Consider the following 21,081-nt stretch of genomic DNA (forward strand, 5'->3'; position numbering starts at 1 on the left):
GTTACCTCTGGTGGGCGACGGCATCGACCGACGCAGTGATATGGGAAAGGGGGGTGAAGCCGCCGCCCATCGCGGTCAGCAACTGGATGCGGCGGACGGCGCCGTCGGCTTCGATATCGGCCTGGTGCTGCTTGGCAGCGAGCAGCCGATCGCCGGCGTCGAGCACATCGAGCCGCGCGCCCAGCCCGGTACGGATCCGGACCTCGTCGAGCCGGACGGTCTCGCCGAGCCCCGCAACGATCTGGCGCTGTTGCGCGGCATCGGCGGCATTGGTATGCACCGCCGACAGCGCATCGGCGGCTTCGCGCACCGCCTGGACGACCTTCGCATTATAATCGGCAATCGCGACGTCGATGCCGGCGACCGCGCCCTTATAATCCGCCTTGAGCCTGCCGCCCTCGAAGATCGGCAAATGCAACGCCGGCCCGGCGCCATAGGTCAGCGCCCCGCCGGTAAACAGCGCGCCGAGCCCGAGCGCCGACGATCCGACGAACGCCTTGATGTCGATGTCGGGGTAGAATTCGGCCTTGGCCATCTTGCGGCCCGCTTCGGCTCCTTCGATCCGCGCGCGGGCGGCGAGGATATCGGGGCGGCGGCCGAGCAGATCCGCGGGCAGTTTCGCCGGCAGCGGCAGCGCCCGGTCATAAGCCAGCGCGACCGGCGTGATCGTCGCATAATAATCGGCGCCACGTCCGGCGAGCGCGGCCAGCGCGTGGATCATCAGCAGCCGGTCGCCATCCGCGCGCACCTTTGCCTGCTGCGCCTCGGCGAGCAGCGTTTCAGACGCGCGCAGATCGAAATCGCTGGCAAGCTGGTTGCGGACCCGGCTGTGGGCAATGCCGAGCTGTTCCTGCCGCGACGCGACAAAATCGGCCGCGATCTTCGCCTGCGCCTCGGCCCGCGCCAGATTGACATAGGTGGAGGCGACCGCGCTCGACAAGGCGATCCGCGCGGCGGCGACATCAAGGCCGGCGGCATCGGCATTGGCACGCGCTTGGGCCACCAACGCCTTCTGCTTGCCGGCAAGGTCGAGCGACCAGGACAGATTGGCCTGCGCCGTACCGACCCATTGGGTGGACCCTCCATAAGGCGGCGGAATGATATATTTTTCACTGAGCCGCGTCCTTGTCTCCTGGACGTCGGCGCCGATCTGCGGCTGCAATCCGGCGCGATCGGCATCGATCGTCGCGGTCGCTACCCGCAGCCGGGCGATCGCCGCATCGAGCGACGGATTACCGGCCAGCGCGTCGGCCATGATCCGATCGAGCTGCGGGTCGTTCATCTCGGTCCACCAGTCGGATGCCACCGATGCCGACGGCCCCTCCAGCCCCATCGTGGGCGCTGCGAGCGGCATGAAAGCGGGTTTGTCGTGCGGAACGGCGGCGCATCCGGCGAGCAGGCTCGCCATCACTGCGACCGTGAAGCTGGACTTGATCATTTCATTCTTCCCTGTCTTTGGCATGACAACCTAATAGGGCGTACCGATCTGTTACATTAATACCCAATACGGCATCTGACTGATGCCGATCCGGGCCTAATCGGAGCGGCGATTATGGCGTAATCGGCTGTTCGACGCCGCCGGACGGGCGGCTACCGATCCCTTTTATGGAGCTCTCCAATGGCAAAACGCCTTGATCATAACGTCTCCAGCCCGGCGGGCATGAAGGCGCTTGGCCAACTTTATGGCTATGTCATGCAGTCCGGCCTCGATCCGCAGCTGATCGATCTCGTCTTCCTGCGCGTGTCGCAGGTCAATGGCTGCGCCTATTGCATCGACATGCACAGCCGCGACTTGATCAAACGCGGCATGGACATATCCCGGCTGGTGCTCGTCCCCGTCTGGCGCGAGGCCGGCGAACTGTTCGACCCGACCGAACGCGCGGCACTCGCCTGGGCCGAAACGGTGACTTTGGTGGCCTCGACCGGCATCCCTGGCGCCGATTATCAGGCGGCGTCCGCCATATTCAACGACAAGGCCCTCACCGACCTGACGATCGCGATCGGCCTGATGAACAGCTACAACCGCCTCGCGATCGCGTTTCGCGCAACACCAGCGGCGGCGGCGTAATTCTGAATTCCTCCCCGAGCTTGGCTCGGGGAGGTGGCAGCGCAAAGCGCTGACGGAGGGGTCTACGAACGGTTCCGCATGCCCCTCCACCACCCGCTACGCGGGCGGTCCCCCTCCCCGTTCCGGGGAGGAATTCATATCCGCCCCAGCACCCGCACCCCAACCGTCGTCCGCGCGGCAAAGCCCAGCGTCTCGTACAGTGCAATCGCCCCGGCATTCGTCGCATAGACATGCAGAAACGGCATCTCGCCCCGCTCCAATATCCGCTCGATCACAATTCGCATCAGCCCGGCCGCATAGCCCTGTCCCCGAAAATCGGGATGCGTGCAGACCCCGCTCACCTCGGTAAACCCCTCCGGTTTCATCCGCTCGCCCGCCATCGCCACGAGCCGCCCGTCCTGCTTCACGCCGACGAAACCGCCCAGGCGGTGAGTCCGCGCGAAAAAGGGGCCCGGTTCGGTCAGCGTCGCCAGCGCGAGCATCTCGGCTGCGTCCCCATCGCCCAGTTCCTCGACCGCAAATCCCGGCGGCTCGCCGCCGCGCAATGTCGGGCAGACCATCTGGCAACATAAGGCTGCCTTGAGCAAAATCGTCTCCGGAGGCTGCGGCATTTCGCCCCCCTCGACCGTCCAGACGACGCCATCCGCCGGAATCAACGCCGTCAGCGCGGCCAGACTCTCCGGTGTCGCATCCGCGCTCGCCGCGAACACCCCATGATCGGCCACGAAGCGCAGCGCCCGCCCGTCGCCCTGTGCCAGACAGGATTGTCGCGAGGTCAGCGCGCTCCACACCGGCCGGTCGAGCCGATGCTCAGCCATTGATCGCATAGCCCGAAGCATGCGCCGCAAAATGCTGCCGCAGGAAATCAAGCAGCACCCGCACCCGTGCCGGCCGCGCCCGCCCCGGTGGCGACACGACATAAAGCGGGCCGGGCAGCGCGCTCCAATCGGGCAGCAATTCGACCAGCCGGCCGTCGGCCACCTCCTGCCACACGAAATATTCGGGCATCAGCGTCATGCCCAACCCGGCTACCAAAGCTGGCACCATCGCGCTGGCATTATTGATCCTGAGCGCCCCTTGCACCTGGATCGTGCAGCTTTCGCCGGCCCGATCGAGCTTCCACTGGCTGCCCCACGCGACATGGGTCGGCACCACCGCCGGCATATGTTCGAGATCGCGCGGATGCTCGGGCAATCCGTGGATCGCGATAAAATCGGGCGATGCGACCAATATCCGGCGGAACGACAATAGCCGGCTGATACGCAGCGAGGAATCGCTGGCCGCACCGATCTGCAGGACGAAATCGAACCCGTCCATCACGACGTCGACCGGATTGTCGATCAGGCACAGATCTATCTGTATATCCGGATATGCTTTCAGGAAGGCCGGCAGGATCGGCGACAGCACGACGACGCCGAACGCCGTCGTCACCGCCAGCCGGATAAGCCCGCGCGGCACCGCCGCCTCATCGAGAATGTCCGCTTCTATCGTCGCGCCGTCCGCCAGGATCCGCCGCGCCCGATCGAGCGCGAGCCGCCCGCTCTCGGTGAGCGATAATTTGCGGGTCGTGCGGTGCAGCAGCGTCGTGCGAAGCCGCTCCTCGAGCCGCGTCACGGCCTTCGAAACCGTCGTCTTGGCAATGCCGAGATCTTCGGCGGCCTGCGCGAACGAGCCCCTGTCGACCACCTTCGCGAAAATCGCCCACGCCTCGAAATCGGGCATATGCGGCATGTCGGCTCCCGGATATGTGCAGGGACGATAGTTGCACAGGCTCAGCTGTAATTGAAGCTGATGCTGATCCGCTCGCTTTTCGCCGCGCCGGCCATCACCTCGTGGCGCAACCAGCTTTCCCACAGCAGGATCGTGCCGGTCGCCGGCTCGGCATAGACGAAGGGTCGGCTATCCTCGGGCGCATCGGCGGTTCGGCCCGGAGCCGCCATCATCATAGGCAGCCTGGGATCTTCGAGCTTGAGCGTCCCGGCCCCCGGCGGCACGCAGACATAAAAAGTCCCCGATATCATACTGTGCGGATGGAGATGCCCCGAATGGCCGCCACCCGGCTTCAAGATATTGACCCACAGGCTGTCGAGCTTCGGCTTGCGGCGGCCAAGGTCCAGAAAGGACTCCGTGGCAAAGCGCTGCGCGTGGCGATCGAGGATGCGCTTGAGCTCCGCGATCACCGGGTCGCGCATCGGCAGGTCGTTGAGCGAAGCGTAGGACGTATAGCCCGGATAGCCATTCGCCTTCGACCATGCCCGGCCCGCTTTGTCATCCTGCGCCAGCGCGCGGCAGGATCGTTCGAGTTCGGTGACGAGCGCGGGATCGTCGATCGCGTCCTGATAGAGACGGGTGACGAAAAGAGTTTTGATAGCCATGAAGACGCCGAAGCACGGCCGGCGCCCCTGTTCAAGCGCCGGCTGCTTCTTCACCTTCAGATATTGATCATCCCGCCATCGACCACCAGTTCGCTGCCCACCGTGAAGCGACTCTCGTCGGACGCGAAATAGACAATCGCATCGGCAATCTCCTTCGCTTCGCCGAACCGGCCAATCGGCAGCACGCCGATCAGATAATCCTTGAAGCCGGCCAGATCGCTGTCGCCGAAGCCCAGCTTGCCGTAGAGCGGCGTCGTCACCGGGCCGGGGCTGACGACATTGGCGCGAATGCCGCGGCCGATCAGTTCGCCGGACAAGGTGCGGGCCAACGAGATCAACGCTGCCTTGGTCGCGGCATAGACGATCGAACCGGGCTTGCCGAGATGCGCATTGACCGATCCGTTGAGGATGATCGATGCGGGGTTCGACAGAATCGGCAGCAAAGCCTGCACGAGGAACAATGGCCCCTTCACGTTGACCGCCATCGAGCGGTCGAACCCGGCCTCGTCCCAACCGTCGAGCGGCCGGAAATCGGCGACGCCGGCATTGACGAACAGCACATCGAGGCGGCCGAACGTATCGCGGATCGTATCGGCGATCCGGCGCTGGTCTGCGACGTCGCCGGCGTCGGCGCGGATCGCGAGCACGTCGCCCAGTTCCTTGCTTGCGGCTTCGAGGCGGCCCGCGTCGGTGCCGGTGATGACGACTTTCGCGCCTTCCTCGACGAAGCGGTGGGCGGTGGCGAGGCCGATTCCACTGGTGGCACCGGTGACGAGGGCGATTTTGTTGGCGAGGCGGAGCATCGGACTATTCCTTTTTCGAAGGCCGGCGCCCTGTGCGCCGGCTGATGAAGAGGATCTACGCCCGCAGTATTTCTTGATCGATGGGCTAAAGATGATCTATTCATTCAGCTTTCCTGAAGGATTGGCTATGGACCGCTTGCGGGCATATGAGGTTTTCACGGCCGTCGTCGCGCGCGGCGGCTTTGCGCGGGCCGCCGATGCGCTGGATACCTCGCCGGCCAACGTCACCCGCTATATCACGGAACTCGAGGCGCATCTCGGCACGCGGTTGCTCAACCGTACGTCGCGCCGCTTTTCGCTGACCGAGGCAGGCGAGGCCCTTTACGATCGCGCGCGCGCCATCATCGAGGATGTCACCGAAGCCGAAGCGCTGGCGACCGCCACCGCCGCGCGGCCGCGCGGACGGCTGCGGATCAACGCTCCGGTCAGCTTCGGCATCCACCACCTCGCGCCCTTATGGCCAAGATTCATGACCGCCTGGCCCGATATCGAACTCGATATCGTGCTCGGAGACCGTGTGGTCGATATCGTCGAGGAGGGTTTCGATCTGGCGATCCGCATCTCGCGCGGCGGATCGCAAACGCATGTCGCGCGCAAGCTGGCGGTCTCGCACAATATCGTCTGCGCGTCGCCCGATTATATCGCCCGCAACGGCGCGCCCACTGTTCCCGCCGGCCTCTCGCACCATCGCTGCGTGGTCTATAGCTATGCGGCGATGGCCGAGGAATGGTCTTTCACCGACGATGCCGGCAAGCTGCACAGCACCCGCGTACGCGCGGCGATGCAGGTCAACAATGGCGATACCGCACGGGAGGCGGCGCTCGCCGGCCAGGCGATCATCTGGCAGCCGACCTTCCTGATCGGCGACGATCTGCGGGCCGGCCGGCTGATACGGCTACTGCCCGGTTACAGCCTGCCCGATATCGACATTTTGGCGGTCTATCCCAGCCGCCGGCACCTGGGCGCCAAAGTGCGGCTGATGGTCGATTTCCTGGCCGACGCATTCGGCGGAATGCCCGCCTGGGACTGACGATCATCGCAGCGGCGCTAATATCGCCACAACGCCACCATCACGATCGCCGACACCGCGACGCTCGCCAGGATCGGCAGCGCCGCCTGCCGCCCGGGGCGGCCGGGCGCGAAGGCGATAGCTATTGCGGCTTTGAACAGGCTGTTGAGCAGCACCGGCAGCGCCAGCATGAAACCGGCCAGATCCGGATCGAGGGTACCAGGCGCGATATTGCCCATCGTCACGATCGCGGCATCCACGTCCGCCAGGCCGGTCAGCGCGAGCAGCCCGGCGACGCCGATATGGCCAAATGCCTGCATCGCCCAGTGGCTGATCACCCCCAGCACGGCGACCAGCAATGCCAGGCCGAGTGCCGCCTTGATTTCCAGCGGATTGCCCAGTTCCACCGCGCCCATGCCGCTTGGCATCACCCGGCCGCGGGTTGCGATCAAAGCCAGAACCGTCGCGGTGAGCAATGCCGGCACCATCAATTTCGCCAACATCGGCAAAGCGAAAGGGGCAAGCAGCCCGGTCAGCACCAGCACGCGGGCGAACATCACCGCTGACGCCAACGCAATGCCGGCCGTCAATATGTCGGGCGGGCCGTCGCCGGACCGGAGGCGCCGCGCGTAATTGGCCGTCACCGCCGTCGAGGACACCATCGCGCCGAACAACGCCGTCGCCAGCAATCCGCGCTCTGCACCGACCCGCCGGCCCGCGACATAACCGGCGAAGGACAGGCCACAGACGATCACCACCACCAACCACAATTGATGCGGATTCCAGGCATCGAACGGCCCCATCGCGCGGTCGGGCAACAGCGGCAGGATGACGAGGCTGATCAGCGCGAACCGCGCCGCCGATCGCATTTCGGGCTCGTTCATGCCGCGCAGCCAACCATGCAAATTCTTGCGCATCGACAGGATCAACGTCACCACCGCCGATGCCCCCAGCGCCGCCTGGCCATGGCCGGTCGTGGCCATCATGCCCAGCATCAGCACGAGCAGTCCGACGGCCATGCTGGTAGCGCTCAATGTGGCGGGGTTGGCGCTCTGCCGGATATAGCCCGCGATCAGCAGCGCCGAGACGGCCGCCATCATCATGGCTCCGGTCAAAACCGGAAGCAGACCGGCAACGCCGCCGGACAACCCGATGATGCCGAACGTCCTGAGCCCGGCCACGCGCGTGCCGGGAGAATCTTCGCGCGCGGTCCAGCCCCGCTCGAGGCCGATCAACAGCCCCTGTGCCAGCGCAAATCCGAGCATCCATAGAGGCGCTGCGAAATCGGTGAAGCCAAGCCCCTTCACGATAGCGATGGCGTCCGCCTCAGCGCCCACATTGCGCCCCGTCGCCGCCCGGTGCTGTCGCCGCCTGGTCGCGTTTGTAGATGTCCGGCAGATAGCGAATACCGCCCTGCCCGTCCGACTCCGCTGTGAAATACGCAACATAGACCGGAATCGAAGCGGCCAGCGTGATCGTCTTGGTCTCCCCGGTCGCGATCTCGGCCTCGACCCGCTCGCGGTCCCAACCCGGCAACGATGCCAGCAAGGCCGTGGCCAGCCCCAACGCGTCGCCCACCCGCACGCAGCCATGGCTGAACGCTCGGACATCGCGGCCGAACAGCGATTGCGCCGGCGTATCGTGCAGGTAGATGTTGTAGGGATTGGGCATCACCAGCTTCATCCGGCCCAGCGCATTGTCGGGGCCGGGCTTCTGGCGATAGCGCGTGCCGTCGGTGACATAGCCCTTCTTCGCCGCCTCGCCGGGATGCCGGCGCATCAGCGCGCCGACGCTCTCGGTGACGATGCTCGACGGGATTTCCCACCAGGGATTGAAGATCACGCCGGTCACGCGCGCGGCAAAGATTGGCGTCGGTGATTTGGTCTTGCCGACGATCACCTGCCAGCGGCCGGTCTGGCGGCCGTTGTCCCACAAGGTCGCCTCGAAGGATGCCGTGTTGACCAGCAGATAGCGCGCGCCAAGGTTGCGCGGCATCCAGCGCCAGCGATCGAGATTGGCCGCGAGCGTCGCCCGCTTCGCCCGGTCCGTTTCGGTCGTATAGGCCTGGCGCAGCGCCAGATAGAATGGGTGCTCCGGCCGGGCGGCGATGAACAGGGCGTCGATCCGATCCTGCTCGATCGCGGCGCGAAGCGCTGGCATCGGATTCTGCACGGCGACATTCTCCTGGATATGCCATCCGGTGCGTAGCGATGCCCCGCAGCAGCCAATCCTGTGCGCCTCCAGCAGGCGCAGCGCAGCGCCCGTCGCAGCGGTGTCGATCGTCGCGGAATCATGCGTGGCGATCGCGGCCTCCAGCACCGGCGCTTCGCTGGCCAACTTCTCAAGGCCATCGAAGCGCGCATCATTGAGCCAGTCGATCAACCGTTGGACTTGCGCGGGGCGCCAATGCGGTATCGGCGTCTCGCCGTCCGCCGCGGCGACCAGAAATCCGACGGCGAGGATTAGGAACCAGTTTTTCATGCCATCTGGTCCCCCGTCACCCGCCCCCGTGACAATAAGTGTTTGTACGATGACGCACTGCAACAGGCTCAAGTATCGCAGTTAACGACATTTTTTCTGTTTACCAATGCACAGTTCGTCGCCAATGTGTGCGTGTGCAACCGCTAGACCTGTCTTGTCGCCGGACCATCGTTCCGGCGCTACCGTTCGCTTATGCCTTAGGCAGCGCGACACGCTCGACCGATACTGATCGCGACTTATCCGCGTATCGGTATCGATCGAAGCGGGCGAGCGAACATGTCCACCCGAAATGATAGCGCGCTCGGCCAGTGGACCGACAGGCAGGCTTTCCAGCCCTGGCTCAGGCGCTTGGGAAGCGATAGCGATGAGGATATCATCGGGGACCGGTGGACCGACTATACCGCCACGATCCGTCCGGTGGCCGAAGGCCATTGAAAGACAAGATCCGGATTGATGTCGCAACTGGGGGCAGGCTTGCAAAGTGTGAACGGCACATCCTCTGATCTGGCCCTGCCCCCCTATCCGGGGCAGCGGCGCCGCGCATGCTGAACAGGAGGACACCTCGCAGGCGCCAGGCGTCTGATGCCGTGGAGCGCAATTTCGTCGCGCAAATTATCGTGCCCAGCGTCGTCGTCATCGTTGCGATGGTCGGCCTGCTGACCGCCTTCATGGTCTTTACCGGAAGCCAGGGCGACAAGGTTGCGATCGAGCGGCAACGCCAGGTTCTCACGACGATGCTAGACTATAATATCGTCAACATCCCGCATCAGCAGGAAGCGGGGACCGTGTGGGACGTCGCCGTCGAAAAGATCCATGCGCCGGTGCTGGACATGGTCTGGCTTGACGCCAATCTCGGGACATGGATGACCAGCTATCACGGCCATGACGAGGCCTATATCCTCAATCCCACCGATCGGCCGGTCTATGCCATGCAGGGCGGGATCCGAACACAGCTAAGCTCTTACGACCAGGGCATCGAACCCGTCGCCAAGCCCCTGATCCAGGAATTGCGGCGCGAACTCATGCATCCCTCCAAAGCCGATATTCCGCGCCATGCCATGTCACCGGGTTCGGTCGATCTTGCATATGTCCATGGCCATCTGGCTGTGATCAGCATCAAGCCGATCGTGACGGACACCGGCCGCATCCACCAGACGCCGGATCAGATCTTCCTGCATATCAGCGTGCGCTACCTCGACGGCACCTTTATCAGCGAGATTGCCCGGCGCTTCGAAGTGGCCGATGCCCATTTTTCCCTCAAGGCACCCGACTTCTCTCACCAACAGGCCATTGTCCTGCGCACACATGCGGGCCGCGCCGTCGGTTATTTCATCTGGACGCCCTTTCAGCCGGGGACGCTGCTGGTGTGGCGCATTGCGCCGGCGCTCGCGATCGCCCTGCTGGCGGTACTCCTCGGCGTGGGGTTGTTGTTGCGAAAGGTCCACAAGAGCGCGCTGCAATTGTTCGCGGCCAATGTCAGGGCGCAACATCTGGCCTTTCACGATACGTTGACCGGTCTTGCCAATCGCGCGCTGTTCGACGATCGCCTGTCGCGCGATCTGGCCCGGACGCGTCGCGAACAGCAGCCGCTGGCCCTCCTGCTGCTCGACCTCGATCATTTCAAGCGGACCAACGACAATCTCGGCCATCCCGCCGGCGACGCCTTGATCGCGGCCTTCGGCACGATGCTGGTCCGCACCGTCGACGCCGATGACATTGTGGCCCGCATCGGTGGCGACGAATTCGCCATCATCCATGTCGGGCCCGATGCAGCCGCGGGCGCCGAGCGACTGGCAGACCGCATCCTGGCCGCGATCGATGATCCCTTCGACATTGAAGGACGGACCATATCGAGCAGCGCGAGCATCGGTATCGCGATTGCTCCGCACCACGCGGTCGAACGCATCGAGCTGTTCCGCAAAGCCGATATCGCGCTTCACGCCGCCAAGCAGGCCGGCCGACGCCGATATCTCCTGTTCGACGAAAAAATGGACGATCAGCTGCGCGAGCGCCACGCCATCGAAACCGATCTGCGGATTGCCGTGGCGGAAGGACAGCTCGAAGTCTGGTACCAGCCATTCTTCGCGTCCGCCACGATGCAGATTGCCGGGATCGAGGCGCTGGTTCGATGGAACCATCCCCGCCATGGCTTGCTGCTCCCGACCATCTTCATTCCGATCGCGGAAGAGTCGGGCCTGATCGAACAGCTTGGCGAATGGGTTCTCGAACAGGCGTGCATCGCCGTCGGCAACTGGCCCGGAATAACCGTTTCGGTCAACGTCTCGGCCGTGCAGCTCCGTAATCCGGCTTTCGCACAACGGGTGTTTCCAATCCTCAAGCGCACCCATCTCGATGCGACCCGGCTCGAGCTGGAAATCACCGAAACGAGTTTCATCGAAAGTACCGAGCAGATCCGCTTCAATCTCGGGCGGCTGCGCGACATCGGCGTCAAGCTCGCGCTCGACGATTTCGGGACCGGCTATTCGTCGTTCCGACACCTTAACGACTTCGATATCGATCGCATCAAGATCGATCACAGCTTCGTCAACGCAATCGATTTGACCACCGGCGGTAGTGCCGTCATTCGGGCGATCGTGGATCTCGCCCGCGCTCGCGGCCTGCGAACGACGGCGGAAGGTGTTGAGGCCGAGGAGCAAAGCCATTTCCTCACCAGCATCGGCTGCGATTCGCAGCAGGGCTTCCTGTTCTCGCGGCCGCTGCAACGTTCTGAAGTCGATCAGCTCTTCCAGCGCAGCGACGCATGATCGCCTGAACGGTTCAAAGCGTCACCTCCTCCACCTTTTCAACCGATCCTCCACGCATCCTGAGCATGCGCGAGGCCAGGCGCCGCGCCTCGCCAAGATCATGGGTGACGTAGAAAACCGGCACGTCGATCGCGCCCAATATGCCTGCAAGCTCCTCCGCCAACGCCGCTCGGGCGTCGGTATCGAGCGCGGACAGGGGTTCGTCCATCAACAGCAGTCGCGGTCGGCTCGCCAGAGCCCGTGCGATCGCCGCGCGCTGCGCCTCGCCGCCCGACAAGCGATCGGGCATCCGATCGAGCAGGCCGGCGATGCCGATGCGATCGACGATGTCATCGAAGCCGGAACGACCGCTGGCTGCCCTACGCGTCGCAAAAGCCAGATTGCCGCCCACGCTCAGATGCGGCAGCAATCCCGTCCCCTGGAACACATAGCCGATCCGCCTTTTGTGTGCGGGCACGAACCGGGTCGCGTCCTGCCAGATTTCATCCCCAAAGCGGACCATGCCGGGAACATGATCGAGGCCGGCCAAGGCACGCAGCAGGCTGGTCTTGCCCGAACCGGAAGGCCCCAGCACTGCCGTTACCCCCTGCGCAGGAAGGTCGCAGGCAATGTCGACCGCGAAGTCCGGGCTTATGCGGCCGGCCAGTGCTACCGTGATCGTCATGGCCGCATCGCACCGATCCGCCGATCGACCATCAGCAGGGCGAGCAGCGCCAGAAAGCCGAACAGGACCAGGCCTGCCGCGATCCTGTGCGCCGCTTCGAACTGCAGGCTCTCGACGAGCTGGTAGATCCGGGTCGAGAGCACCTCGGTCTTGCCCGGAATGCCGCCGCCGATCATCAGCACCACGCCGAATTCTCCCACGGTGTGCGCGAACACCAGTATCCCGGCGGAAAGGAACCCCCGCCGCGACAGCGGGAGCGCCACCGTCAGAAATCGATCCATCGGCCCCGCCCCCATTGTCGCCGCCAACTCGAGCGGACGGTCCCCAACCGCCTCGAACGCCGTCCGCAGCGGCTGCACCGCGAACGGCAGCGAATAGAAGATCGATCCGATCACCAGCCCTTCGAAGGTGAAGGCCAGCGTGCGCACGCCAAATGGATGTAGCAGGGCCATTAGCGGGCTGTCCGGCCCCAAAGCGATCAACACATAAAAGCCGATCACCGTCGGCGGCAGCACCAGCGGCAGGGCCGATATGGCGCCGACCATTTCGCGCCACCAACGCTTCGAACGCGCGAGCCACCAGGCGAGCGGCGTCGCGATCAGCAGCAGCAACACGGTCGTAACGACAGCCAGCTCGATCGTCGTCGCGATCACGAGCTCCATCAGGCGAAACGCGTGTCGATGCGATTCACGCTCGGGTCGGCCCGATGCGGCGGCAATATTCGTTCTACCATGGCCCCTCGATCGTCGGCACGCTACCAATCCCACCCCGCTTGGGGTCGCGCTATATATGGCTGTATATCGACGGCACATGGTTTGGGAAGCTGGATCGGTCGAAATGCCATCGACCATCGCGCCGACCCGGACCGCAGCCGCGCTCGCCTCACCGGTAAATCGACGCGCATGCCCGATCGTCGCGAGACCGACACCTTATTGTCGCTCAACCACGTCAGACAAATCGTATGGCGGAAGACTCGAAGGAGACGACCAGAATGAACGGGCAAGGTATTCCATGCACATCATAGCCATCGATTTCGAAGCGTCGTGCCTGCCGTGCCACGGCCGGTCCTACCCGATCGAGGTGGGCATTTGCGAAGGGGCACAATCTGCGCGTTCCTGGCTGATCCGTCCGCATCCTGACTGGAACGGCTGGGGCTGGACCGATGAGGCGCAGCAGCTCCACGGTCTGTCGCTCGATCGTCTCTGGCGCGAGGGCTTGCCCGCCCCCACCGTCCTGGCCGAGCTCGGGACGGCGCTGCGTGGGCGGCGGGTGGTGGCCGACAGCGAGCTAGACGAATATTGGCTGTATGAACTGGCCAAAGCCGCCCGCACTGCACCGCCCACGCAGATCGCGCATATCGAACAGATCATCGTGGAGCTCGGGAGCACCGACGATGAGATCATCAGAGCCCGAAATCGGGCGGACCAACGCCCGTTTGCGCGGCATCGCGCCGGCGGCGACGCGGCCTGGCTCGCCGCCTTCATCGCCGCGCTGCGGGGCGCCGCCGCGGGGCGGGCCCCGATCCCCGATCGCCCTCTTTTCCCTTGGCCGCAAGCCGCGGCCAGCCGTCCCGTCACGACACTGTAATCCGGCATCGGCACAGCAGCGTTTTGGATCAGGAGCGCACATGCAGACATCTTCCGATTCCGCCTTCGAACTCGAACGGATCAAGCGCGAGCTCGCCGACAGCTTCGATGAGGAGCTGGAGATGGAGATGGACGAGAACCGGCTCGAAGCCATGTTCGCCGATCTCAGTGAACATCCCGAACGCGAGCAGATCGATCGCCGCGCCTATTTCCGCGAGCTGTTTCGTCTCCAGCACGAACTCGTCCGGCTGCAGGACTGGGTCCAGCATCAGGGATTGAAGGTCGTCGTGATCTTCGAAGGACGCGATTCCGCCGGCAAGGGCGGCGCGATCAAGCGCATCACCCAGCGGCTCAATCCGCGCGTCTGCCGGGTAGCCGCCCTGCCAGCCCCGAATGAGCGCGAGCGCAGCCAATGGTATTTCCAGCGCTACGCCGCGCACCTGCCGGCCGCCGGCGAAATCGTCCTGTTCGATCGCAGCTGGTATAATCGCGCCGGGGTCGAACGGGTGATGGGCTTCTGCGGCGAGGACGATGTCGAGGAATTCTTCCGCTCGGTCCCCGAATTCGAACGCATGCTGGTGCGATCGGGTATCATCCTGCTCAAATATTGGTTCTCGATCACCGACGAGGAACAGCAGTTCCGTTTCAACATGCGGATCCATGATCCGCTGAAACAGTGGAAGCTCAGCCCGATGGACGTCGAATCCCGCCGCCGCTGGGAAGATTATACGCGCGCCAAGGAAACGATGCTCGAACGCACCCATATCGCCGAGGCGCCGTGGTGGGTGGTTGAGGCCGTCGACAAGAAGAAGGCCCGGCTCAACTGCATCGCGCACCTTCTGGCGCAAATCCCTTATCAGGACGTGCCCAAAGCCCCCGTTACCCTCCCCGATCGCGTCCGGCATGAGGATTATATCCGCCATCCGGTGCCGGCGGAGATGTATGTGCCGGATTTATATTGAAGCCACTTTGAGCGCGCGCTTACAGAACCGTCGAAACTGCCCCTTCGCCTAACGCCACAATGCGAATTCTCCGTGCGGGTGAACGACGGCCAGCAACCGGTCGGCCCAACCTTGCCACGACGTAAGCCTCAGCTTGAATTGCCGGGCGGCCTCGTTGAGTTCCATCCTGAGCCAGTAGAACGGTGCGTCGCGGGTCGCATTTGCCGCGTGACTCCGTAAGGCCGTGAGAACGGCCGTCTGCTCGGCGGGCGGCATATATTGCCAGACGACAGAATGGAAAACGACCGTCGCCGCGCCCGCCTTCGGACCGGCCCGTCCGATCCACCGCGATGCATCCTCGGCGTCGACCGCGACCGGCGAGATCTGGGCCATCGTCATGGCTGCACGCAACCGCGCCATCCGCTCGCCTTGTTCGGCCCAGCAATAGGAAAGCAGGCGGGTCGCGTCAGCCGATCGGCGGATATCGACGGGCCGGCGGTCGCACGCACGGCGCTCCACGACGACCGCGTCGAGATCCAGCCGCGGCGCCGGCCCTTCCCATCGGCAAGGGAGAACCACCGGACTGCTACCATTCCCCCAACTCTCGTCGCCGATCTGATAGCGGAACCTGTCCCACTGGCTGTTCAGCCCCGCACTCGCCCCCAGTTCGAAGCGGCGCAGCGGAAGCCCGGTCTCTTCTGCGATCGTCAGGAAACCCCCGAGCAGACAAGCCGATCGCCGTACCTCGTTCGTCTGCGGCTCATGCGCGAGCATCGATACGACAAGCGACGAATGCGCGGTCAGCGCGGCCTGTGCAACCATCCACGCGCGCTGCGCCGGCTGGATCGCGCATGCGATAGAGCAAAACCAAAGCGGCCAGTTGATCCGCCCCCGCGCACGCTATGTCGGGCCGGAACCGGAGGAAGCTTAGAACCGCGCGGCTAGAATGGCATCGCCCCCGCCACTTCGCCATATTTTCGCTTTGTCATTGAACTGTCTTGATATTCTTACCTTCGGTTTACCCCTCCGCCTTACCGCACGCGGCGAGGGAGACTTTGTCCATGTTTCACGATGTGAGAACGCCTGCGATATCCGCCAACGATTGTGATCGCCCGTTGGAGATCGGGATTATTTCCCGCCATGTCACCATCCACCGGAACGCCCAGTTGGTCGATGCGATCGAGATATTTCAGCAGAGCCCCGATCTTCGCATCCTGCCCGTGCTCGATGATGGCAATCGCCCGGTCGGCGTGGTGTTCGAGCGCGATATCCGGGCCATATTGTTCAATCCGTTCGGGCACGCGCTGCTCAAGAATCCCAGCTTCGGCGCCAGTCTCGATCGCCATGTCCGTCCCTGCCCCGCCGTGGACAGGAGGATCTCGGTGAACGATCTGATCGAGCGACACGCCGCCGAAGGCGAAGGGTGCGAAGGGTTGATCGTCACGAGCGCCGGGCAATTCCAAGGTATGATTCCCAACCGCATCATCCTGCGGCTGGCGGCCCGGCGGGAAACCCAGGCCGTGCTGAGGCGCACCGCCCGGTTCGAACGCGTGGACAGCGCGAGCAGGGACTTCAACGCGGTTGCCGTCGCCCTGATTCTGGAGCTGAAGACCGCCGCCGATCATTTATCGGGCACCGCCGCCGCCATGGCCGAGCGCGCCGCCCTGAACGGCGGGGAGGCGGCGATCGTGGTCAACACGACGCGCCAGGTCGCGGCCAATATGGGCGAGGTCGCCCAGCGCAGCCGCGACCTGGCCGGCACGCTGGAACAGGCCAGCGAGACGAGCGGCAAGGTCAGATCGGCGACGGACAATGCCATCGAACTCGTCACAAAATCAGGCCTGCAGACAGGGACGCTCACCAAAGCCGCCGATGAGATCGAAGGCGTAACTGCGCTGATCGATGGCATTGCCCGCGCAACGCATATGCTTTCGATCAACGCGGCGGTCGAGGCCGCGCGAGCCGGCGATGCGGGGCGCGGGTTCGCGGTCGTCGCGTCCGAAATCAAGCTGCTGGCCGGGCAGACGCGCAGCGCCGCCGCCGACATCGCGCTGAGAATTGCCAATATCCGATCGGCGATAAGCCAGGTTGGCAGAGGCCATCAGAGCATGGAGGCCGCGGTCGCCGCTGTCGAAGACATGTCCGCATCGATCATGGAGGCCATCGAACGCCAATCCGCTTTCACCCTGTCGGTCGCCCGGCATATCGAGGAGGCTGCCGGCGCAACCGATCGCATTCATGGCAGCGCCGGCAAGATCGGCCAGAACGCCATGGCAGCGGCCGATGGCGCCAGCGAAATGCACGATCTGGCAACGTCATTGTCGGCACGCGCGCAGGATTTGCAGCACCATGTTTCGGACTTTATCACGGCGGTAGCAGACGCCTGAGGCCAGCATTGCCAGCCACCCTGTTCCCCTCCATGTCTGCGCCGCATAGGCTATGCCCTTCACGCCCCGTCCACCGAAGAGCCCGAACATGCCCGCTTCCCCCGACCTCGCCATCCGGCTACGCCGCGCCGCCTTCAACCGCGCACTGGCCGAAGCCGATCTCAACGCCATCGGCCCGTTGCTGGCGCCAAATGTCATTCTCGTCGCCGGCACGGACAGCGCGATCATCTCGGGCCGCAAGGCCCAGCTCATCGCCTGGAAACGCGAATTCGCGGGGCCCGCGCGCACGATCTACACCCGCACGTCCGAAACCATTCTGACCTCGCCCGTCGAGCCGATCGCGCTCGAACATGGGCAGTGGCACGGCGTCACCGCCGGCACCGGCCAGCTACTGGCCTCCGGCAGCTACACCGCCAAATGGCGCATGATCGGCGCGGACTGGGTGATCGAGGCTGAGATCTACCTGACCCTCGCCTGATCTCCATCCCGATCGATAGGGGCTATCAAAAGAAGAACAAACCGGGTATATGCGAGAGCTCCTTCCGCCCGGCGCGGATGAGGGACGGTAGCGAATAATTTTTTGCAGCAAAATTCGTGATAATATCATATTATCAATATCTTATGAATCACTCTTTTGTAACAAGATTAAGATGGCTCAGAGGCAGCACGCCTATCGCCGCATGAAACCCAGCCATCGCAGCAGCACATAGGTCGCGCCGGCGGTGCCGATCGCGAGCCCCGTCGCCCAGAGCGACCCCGCCGGGCTCGCCGTCCAGAGCAGCCCGCCGGTGTTCATCCCGAAAATCCCGGTGACGAGCGTTGCCGGCAGCATCAGTGCGGTCATGATCGACAGCAGATAGAGATTCTGGTTGGTGCGCTGCGCCGCCTGGATATCGATCTCGTCGCGCAGCAGCCGCAACTGGCCGAGCACGCTCTGGCTGTCGGCATCGATCGCCTGCAGCCGTTGCGACAATTTCTCGACCGTCGCCAGCAACGTCGCAGGCAGATCTTCGTCATCCTCCAGCCGGCGAAAAACCGCCCGCATCCCGTCCAGCATCCGATGGATCTGCGCGAGCCGCCGCCGGATGCCGATCAGGTCGCGCGCAGTCGGCGGGTGATGGCCGTCAAGAAATGCATCCTCGGCCCGTTGCACGGCGCCGCTCATCTCGCGGGCCACCTCCGCCAGCGTCTCGCTGATCGTGCCGACCAACATGTCGAGCGCGGTCGCCGCTGTCATCCCGCTTTGCCCGCGCTCCAGCTTCTGGCGCACGATGTCTCCCGATTGGATCGGATGGAGCCGCGCCGTGATCATCATCGTCGGCGTCAGCGCAAACCGCATCGCGCCGACCCGCGTTCCATCCAGCGTTTCAAAATCGCGCTCGAAATCGTGCAGCACGCAGCCGACAACGCCATCATCGACCAATGCGCGCTGGTGATTGTCGGTGGCGAGCAGCAATTCCCTGACGGTCGGCGGCAACTCTTCCGATCGCGCGATCCAGCCGATCGTACCCTGATGCGCCAGGCTGAGGTGCAGCCAGCGGAACCCCTCGCCTTGGTCACAATCCTCGATCGCACGCGGGCTTTCCTGGCCAAAGTCCAGCGCCCAGATCAAGCCGGGGCGGGCGATCGTGAACCGAGGCGCCGCGCCCGCCGATGAATCAGCTCTGTCGATCGTAGCCCGTCCCTCCAAACGATGCCGGGCTCATAGCCACGTCGCATGACAATCGCGCTATCGCGCCAGCCGCTCCTCGATAGCCCGCCATAAGGTTGCGACAGCAATCGCTGCCGGCGATTTCGGCGCATATTCGCCAAGGGCGGCATGGCGGTCCGCCATCTGCTCGACGGCGCTGGCCATCGGGATCACCGGACAATCGGGCGCCTCCGCCATCGCCTTGCGGTGCGCGAGCCGGCGCCGATCGACCATGCTGAACACCGGTATGATCGGCGGGCCGCCCTTATGATGCCGGGTCAGATGATCACGCACCTCGGCGAAGGCGCGCTGCGACAAGGTCGACGGGATCATCGGCATCAGGATCAACGCGGCGCCGCGCATCACCTGCTCGCTGGTCGAGCCGAGCCCGGGCGGGCAATCGAGGATGATATGATCATAGCTGCGCTGCAGGCCCTCAGTCAGCCGCAGGATGCGCTTCTTGCGGTCTAGCTCGCTGAACAGCGCATCGAGCTGGTGCAGCGATGCGTCCGCCGGCAGCAGGTCGAGCAGCGGAATATGCGTCTTCACGATCAGCCGTTCGGGCGCCAGATCCTTTTCGATCACGGCGCGCGCCTCGTCGCCGGCCTTACGGCCGTCGGCCAGGATGAAGCTGGCGGCGGCCTGCCCGTCGAGATCCCATAACAGGGTGCGCCGCTTCGACAGGGCGGCCGCCGCCCAGGCCAGATTGACCGCCAGCGAGGTTTTGCCGACGCCCCCCTTCATACTGTACACCGCAATGGTTGCCACGCTCGTCTCCCGCTGCCCGGCGCACCCGGATATCAACGGTCTATCGCCAGAAGCGTTTGGCGTCGATTAGGCTTTCGTGACAATCTGCGGCCCGATCGAGCAATTTTTTGACATGCCGGGACGATGCCGACGGTAACAGCGTGTCGGCATCGGCAATCCCCAGTTCGACGAGCAGCGCCCGGCCCACCGCCATATCGTTGAGCTCGCCGAGCCCGGTCTGCAGCTCTTCGAGCGCGGACAGCAGATCCTCGCGCCGTCGACCGGCCTTCCGCCCACGAAATAGCGCGGTGAAGAACTCGGCTGCATAACGCAGCTTCTTGCCGGCGATGCGCAGGCGGTGGCGGTCCTGTTCGGCCATCTTGCGAAAATGCCGTCCCCGGCGCTTCATGCGTCGCCGCAGCCGGTCGAGCGCCTGCCGGGCAAAATCCCCGGCCGGCTCCATCGCGATCTCGCCCCGGCGCCACTCGCCCTCGACGCTATATTCGACGAGATCGAGCAGCAGGTTGCGCATGCGGGCCGAATCGAGCGCGGCGACCAACGCCGCCTGACGATGCTTGCGCGCGCGCCGCAACGTACGGAGCGCCTGCTGTCCGTCGATGCGGGGGATCATGACATCGACATTGCGCACCGCGCCCAGCTGCCCCGATATCCACTCGAGCTCGCGCCGGAAATGATCGCTTGCCGGATCGAGGCAGTGCTGAAAAATCGATAGTGCCGATCGCAGCCGGCGCAAGGCGACGCGACACTGATGGACGGCCTCCACATCGGCCGAGGCCAGCAGAAGATCCTCATTTACCCGGTAATGATGGATGCACGCTGCAACGATCGCCGCGAAGGTATCGGCGGCCGACATATCCCGGCTCAGCCAGATCGGATCCGCCTTGGACATCCGTTCCGCATCTTCCGCGAGCAGCGCCTGGCCGCGATCGGATTTGCTGGACACGCCGAGCCGGACGGGAACACGCGCCGATATCGTCCGGGCCAGGGCAAACAAGGCGCGCCGATCGCCTTCGAGCAGTTCGAGTTCGACCTCGCAAATCGTCGTCCGTCGGCTTCCGGCGCGAATCATGCCCTTGTCGGCAACGAGTTCGATCCTGCTACCATCATGCACGTGCTCCGCGCGCACCCGGTTCACATGCGTTGCGAAGACAGGGTGCAAACTCTCCATGTCGGTGCCGTCCAGCGCACTGCCGAACATGCGGACCAGCCCATCGACCTCCGGCACATCGCCCAAAATCTCGTGTTCCCATTCCGTCCGGACGAACAGGCTGGCCGCCTTTCCAGACGCGGCCTTGAGCGTCTGTACCCGCCGCTCGCCGATCCGGCGCACCCGCAGCGTCAGCCCGGCCTTTTTCAGGGCGGCGCCCGGTGTGTCGAAATATGTGGAAACCTGCTTCTGCACCTTTGCATCGGGCGGGAAGAACGCGTCGTCGGCGAGCAGAGCCGCCAAGGCCTTGGCATCCAACGCAAGCTTCAATTCGGTTTCGACACCATCGGGCAATATCGTTCCGGTCATCGCAGGAATAGCCGCCACGGGAGCTATC

General features: G+C 64.3%; 21 protein-coding genes. 8 read left to right on the plus strand and 13 right to left on the minus strand.

What is annotated here, in order from left to right; translation table 11 throughout:
- Position 1 precedes the first annotated feature (1 nt).
- Entirely contained in the window at positions 2-1,438 is a 1,437-nt protein-coding gene (locus tag BLS13_RS09185; protein WP_093451543.1) for an efflux transporter outer membrane subunit, read from the minus strand.
- A 180-nt stretch (positions 1,439-1,618) separates the two neighbouring features.
- On the opposite strand from BLS13_RS09185, the gene BLS13_RS09190 reads away from it, so the two are divergent.
- Positions 1,619-2,068 carry a carboxymuconolactone decarboxylase family protein gene (locus tag BLS13_RS09190; protein ID WP_093451544.1) on the plus strand — a complete coding sequence of 150 codons (450 nt, stop codon included), beginning with the start codon at positions 1,619-1,621 and terminating at the stop codon, positions 2,066-2,068.
- A gap of 134 nt (positions 2,069-2,202) precedes the next feature.
- Here BLS13_RS09190 and BLS13_RS09195 read toward each other — a convergent pair whose 3' ends face one another.
- Genes BLS13_RS09195 through BLS13_RS09210 form a run of 4 tightly spaced genes read right to left on the minus strand, consistent with a single transcriptional unit; the run spans position 2,203 to position 5,246 of the window.
- Positions 2,203-2,886, minus strand: a complete 684-nt coding sequence (locus BLS13_RS09195) for a GNAT family N-acetyltransferase (RefSeq protein WP_093451546.1) — start codon at positions 2,884-2,886, stop codon at positions 2,203-2,205.
- Complete coding sequence (locus BLS13_RS09200) at positions 2,879-3,799, minus strand: LysR family transcriptional regulator (RefSeq protein WP_093451547.1); 921 nt, start codon at positions 3,797-3,799, stop codon at positions 2,879-2,881. The genes BLS13_RS09195 and BLS13_RS09200 overlap by 8 nt, the downstream gene beginning before the upstream one ends.
- A gap of 41 nt (positions 3,800-3,840) precedes the next feature.
- A complete protein-coding gene (locus BLS13_RS09205; protein WP_093451711.1) occupies positions 3,841-4,443 on the minus strand; it encodes a TIGR02466 family protein in 603 nt (200 codons plus the stop codon).
- Between the two features lie 56 nt (positions 4,444-4,499).
- Positions 4,500-5,246, minus strand: a complete 747-nt coding sequence (locus tag BLS13_RS09210) for an SDR family oxidoreductase (protein ID WP_093451549.1) — start codon at positions 5,244-5,246, stop codon at positions 4,500-4,502.
- Positions 5,247-5,373: 127 nt separating this feature from the next.
- On the opposite strand from BLS13_RS09210, the gene BLS13_RS09215 reads away from it, so the two are divergent.
- Positions 5,374-6,276 (plus strand): LysR family transcriptional regulator, encoded by a 903-nt coding sequence (locus BLS13_RS09215; RefSeq protein WP_093451712.1) that lies wholly within the window; start codon positions 5,374-5,376, stop codon positions 6,274-6,276.
- A 17-nt stretch (positions 6,277-6,293) separates the two neighbouring features.
- Here the strand turns inward: BLS13_RS09215 and BLS13_RS09220 are convergent, their stop codons facing one another.
- Both BLS13_RS09220 and BLS13_RS09225 read right to left on the minus strand, forming a co-directional pair.
- The gene (locus tag BLS13_RS09220) at positions 6,294-7,592 is read right to left on the minus strand and encodes an MgtC/SapB family protein (RefSeq protein WP_256325782.1); all 1,299 of its coding nucleotides are present in this window, start codon (positions 7,590-7,592) and stop codon (positions 6,294-6,296) included.
- Positions 7,582-8,736, minus strand: a complete 1,155-nt coding sequence (locus BLS13_RS09225) for a L,D-transpeptidase family protein (RefSeq protein WP_093451550.1) — start codon at positions 8,734-8,736, stop codon at positions 7,582-7,584. Before BLS13_RS09225 ends, BLS13_RS09220 begins: the two co-directional genes overlap by 11 nt.
- Positions 8,737-9,012: 276 nt before the next feature.
- Here BLS13_RS09225 and BLS13_RS20675 point away from each other — a divergent pair, with 276 nt between their 5' ends.
- Positions 9,013-9,171: a hypothetical protein gene (locus tag BLS13_RS20675; RefSeq protein WP_176943514.1), complete on the plus strand. Its 159-nt coding sequence runs from the start codon at positions 9,013-9,015 to the stop codon at positions 9,169-9,171.
- A gap of 152 nt (positions 9,172-9,323) precedes the next feature.
- Entirely contained in the window at positions 9,324-11,501 is a 2,178-nt protein-coding gene (locus tag BLS13_RS09230; protein WP_256325783.1) for a bifunctional diguanylate cyclase/phosphodiesterase, read from the plus strand.
- A 13-nt stretch (positions 11,502-11,514) separates the two neighbouring features.
- On the opposite strand, the gene BLS13_RS09235 is transcribed toward BLS13_RS09230, so the two are convergent.
- The gene (locus tag BLS13_RS09235; RefSeq protein ID WP_093451553.1) at positions 11,515-12,165 is read right to left on the minus strand and encodes an ATP-binding cassette domain-containing protein; all 651 of its coding nucleotides are present in this window, start codon (positions 12,163-12,165) and stop codon (positions 11,515-11,517) included.
- Positions 12,162-12,827, minus strand: a complete 666-nt coding sequence (modB, locus tag BLS13_RS09240) for a molybdate ABC transporter permease subunit (RefSeq protein WP_093451555.1) — start codon at positions 12,825-12,827, stop codon at positions 12,162-12,164. Before modB ends, BLS13_RS09235 begins: the two co-directional genes overlap by 4 nt.
- 349 nt (positions 12,828-13,176) lie before the next feature.
- Between modB and BLS13_RS09245 the strand changes: the two genes are divergently transcribed.
- Both BLS13_RS09245 and ppk2 read left to right on the plus strand, forming a co-directional pair.
- A complete protein-coding gene (locus BLS13_RS09245; protein WP_256325784.1) occupies positions 13,177-13,752 on the plus strand; it encodes a hypothetical protein in 576 nt (191 codons plus the stop codon).
- 40 nt (positions 13,753-13,792) lie between these two features.
- On the plus strand, positions 13,793-14,713 hold the full coding sequence (gene ppk2, locus BLS13_RS09250) for a polyphosphate kinase 2 (protein WP_093451557.1): 921 nt from the start codon (positions 13,793-13,795) through the stop codon (positions 14,711-14,713).
- A gap of 48 nt (positions 14,714-14,761) precedes the next feature.
- On the opposite strand, the gene BLS13_RS21010 is transcribed toward ppk2, so the two are convergent.
- Positions 14,762-15,577: a DUF2332 domain-containing protein gene (locus BLS13_RS21010; RefSeq protein WP_371128199.1), complete on the minus strand. Its 816-nt coding sequence runs from the start codon at positions 15,575-15,577 to the stop codon at positions 14,762-14,764.
- Between the two features lie 230 nt (positions 15,578-15,807).
- On the opposite strand from BLS13_RS21010, the gene BLS13_RS09260 reads away from it, so the two are divergent.
- The gene (locus BLS13_RS09260) at positions 15,808-17,079 is read left to right on the plus strand and encodes a methyl-accepting chemotaxis protein (RefSeq protein ID WP_176943515.1); all 1,272 of its coding nucleotides are present in this window, start codon (positions 15,808-15,810) and stop codon (positions 17,077-17,079) included.
- A gap of 88 nt (positions 17,080-17,167) precedes the next feature.
- Positions 17,168-17,557 carry a nuclear transport factor 2 family protein gene (locus BLS13_RS09265; RefSeq protein WP_093451562.1) on the plus strand — a complete coding sequence of 130 codons (390 nt, stop codon included), beginning with the start codon at positions 17,168-17,170 and terminating at the stop codon, positions 17,555-17,557.
- A 192-nt stretch (positions 17,558-17,749) separates the two neighbouring features.
- Here BLS13_RS09265 and BLS13_RS09270 read toward each other — a convergent pair whose 3' ends face one another.
- Genes BLS13_RS09270 through BLS13_RS09280 form a run of 3 tightly spaced genes read right to left on the minus strand, consistent with a single transcriptional unit; the run spans position 17,750 to position 21,071 of the window.
- Complete coding sequence (locus BLS13_RS09270) at positions 17,750-18,769, minus strand: transporter (RefSeq protein WP_256325785.1); 1,020 nt, start codon at positions 18,767-18,769, stop codon at positions 17,750-17,752.
- 39 nt (positions 18,770-18,808) lie between these two features.
- Positions 18,809-19,537 carry a ParA family protein gene (locus BLS13_RS09275; RefSeq protein ID WP_093451717.1) on the minus strand — a complete coding sequence of 243 codons (729 nt, stop codon included), beginning with the start codon at positions 19,535-19,537 and terminating at the stop codon, positions 18,809-18,811.
- Between the two features lie 40 nt (positions 19,538-19,577).
- Positions 19,578-21,071, minus strand: coding sequence for a CYTH and CHAD domain-containing protein (locus tag BLS13_RS09280; protein ID WP_176943516.1), 1,494 nt, complete (start codon positions 21,069-21,071; stop codon positions 19,578-19,580).
- Between the last annotated feature and the right edge of the window lie 10 nt (positions 21,072-21,081).

The organism is Sphingomonas sp. YR710 (genome assembly GCF_900101455.1).
Taxonomy (GTDB): Bacteria; Pseudomonadota; Alphaproteobacteria; order Sphingomonadales; family Sphingomonadaceae; genus Rhizorhabdus.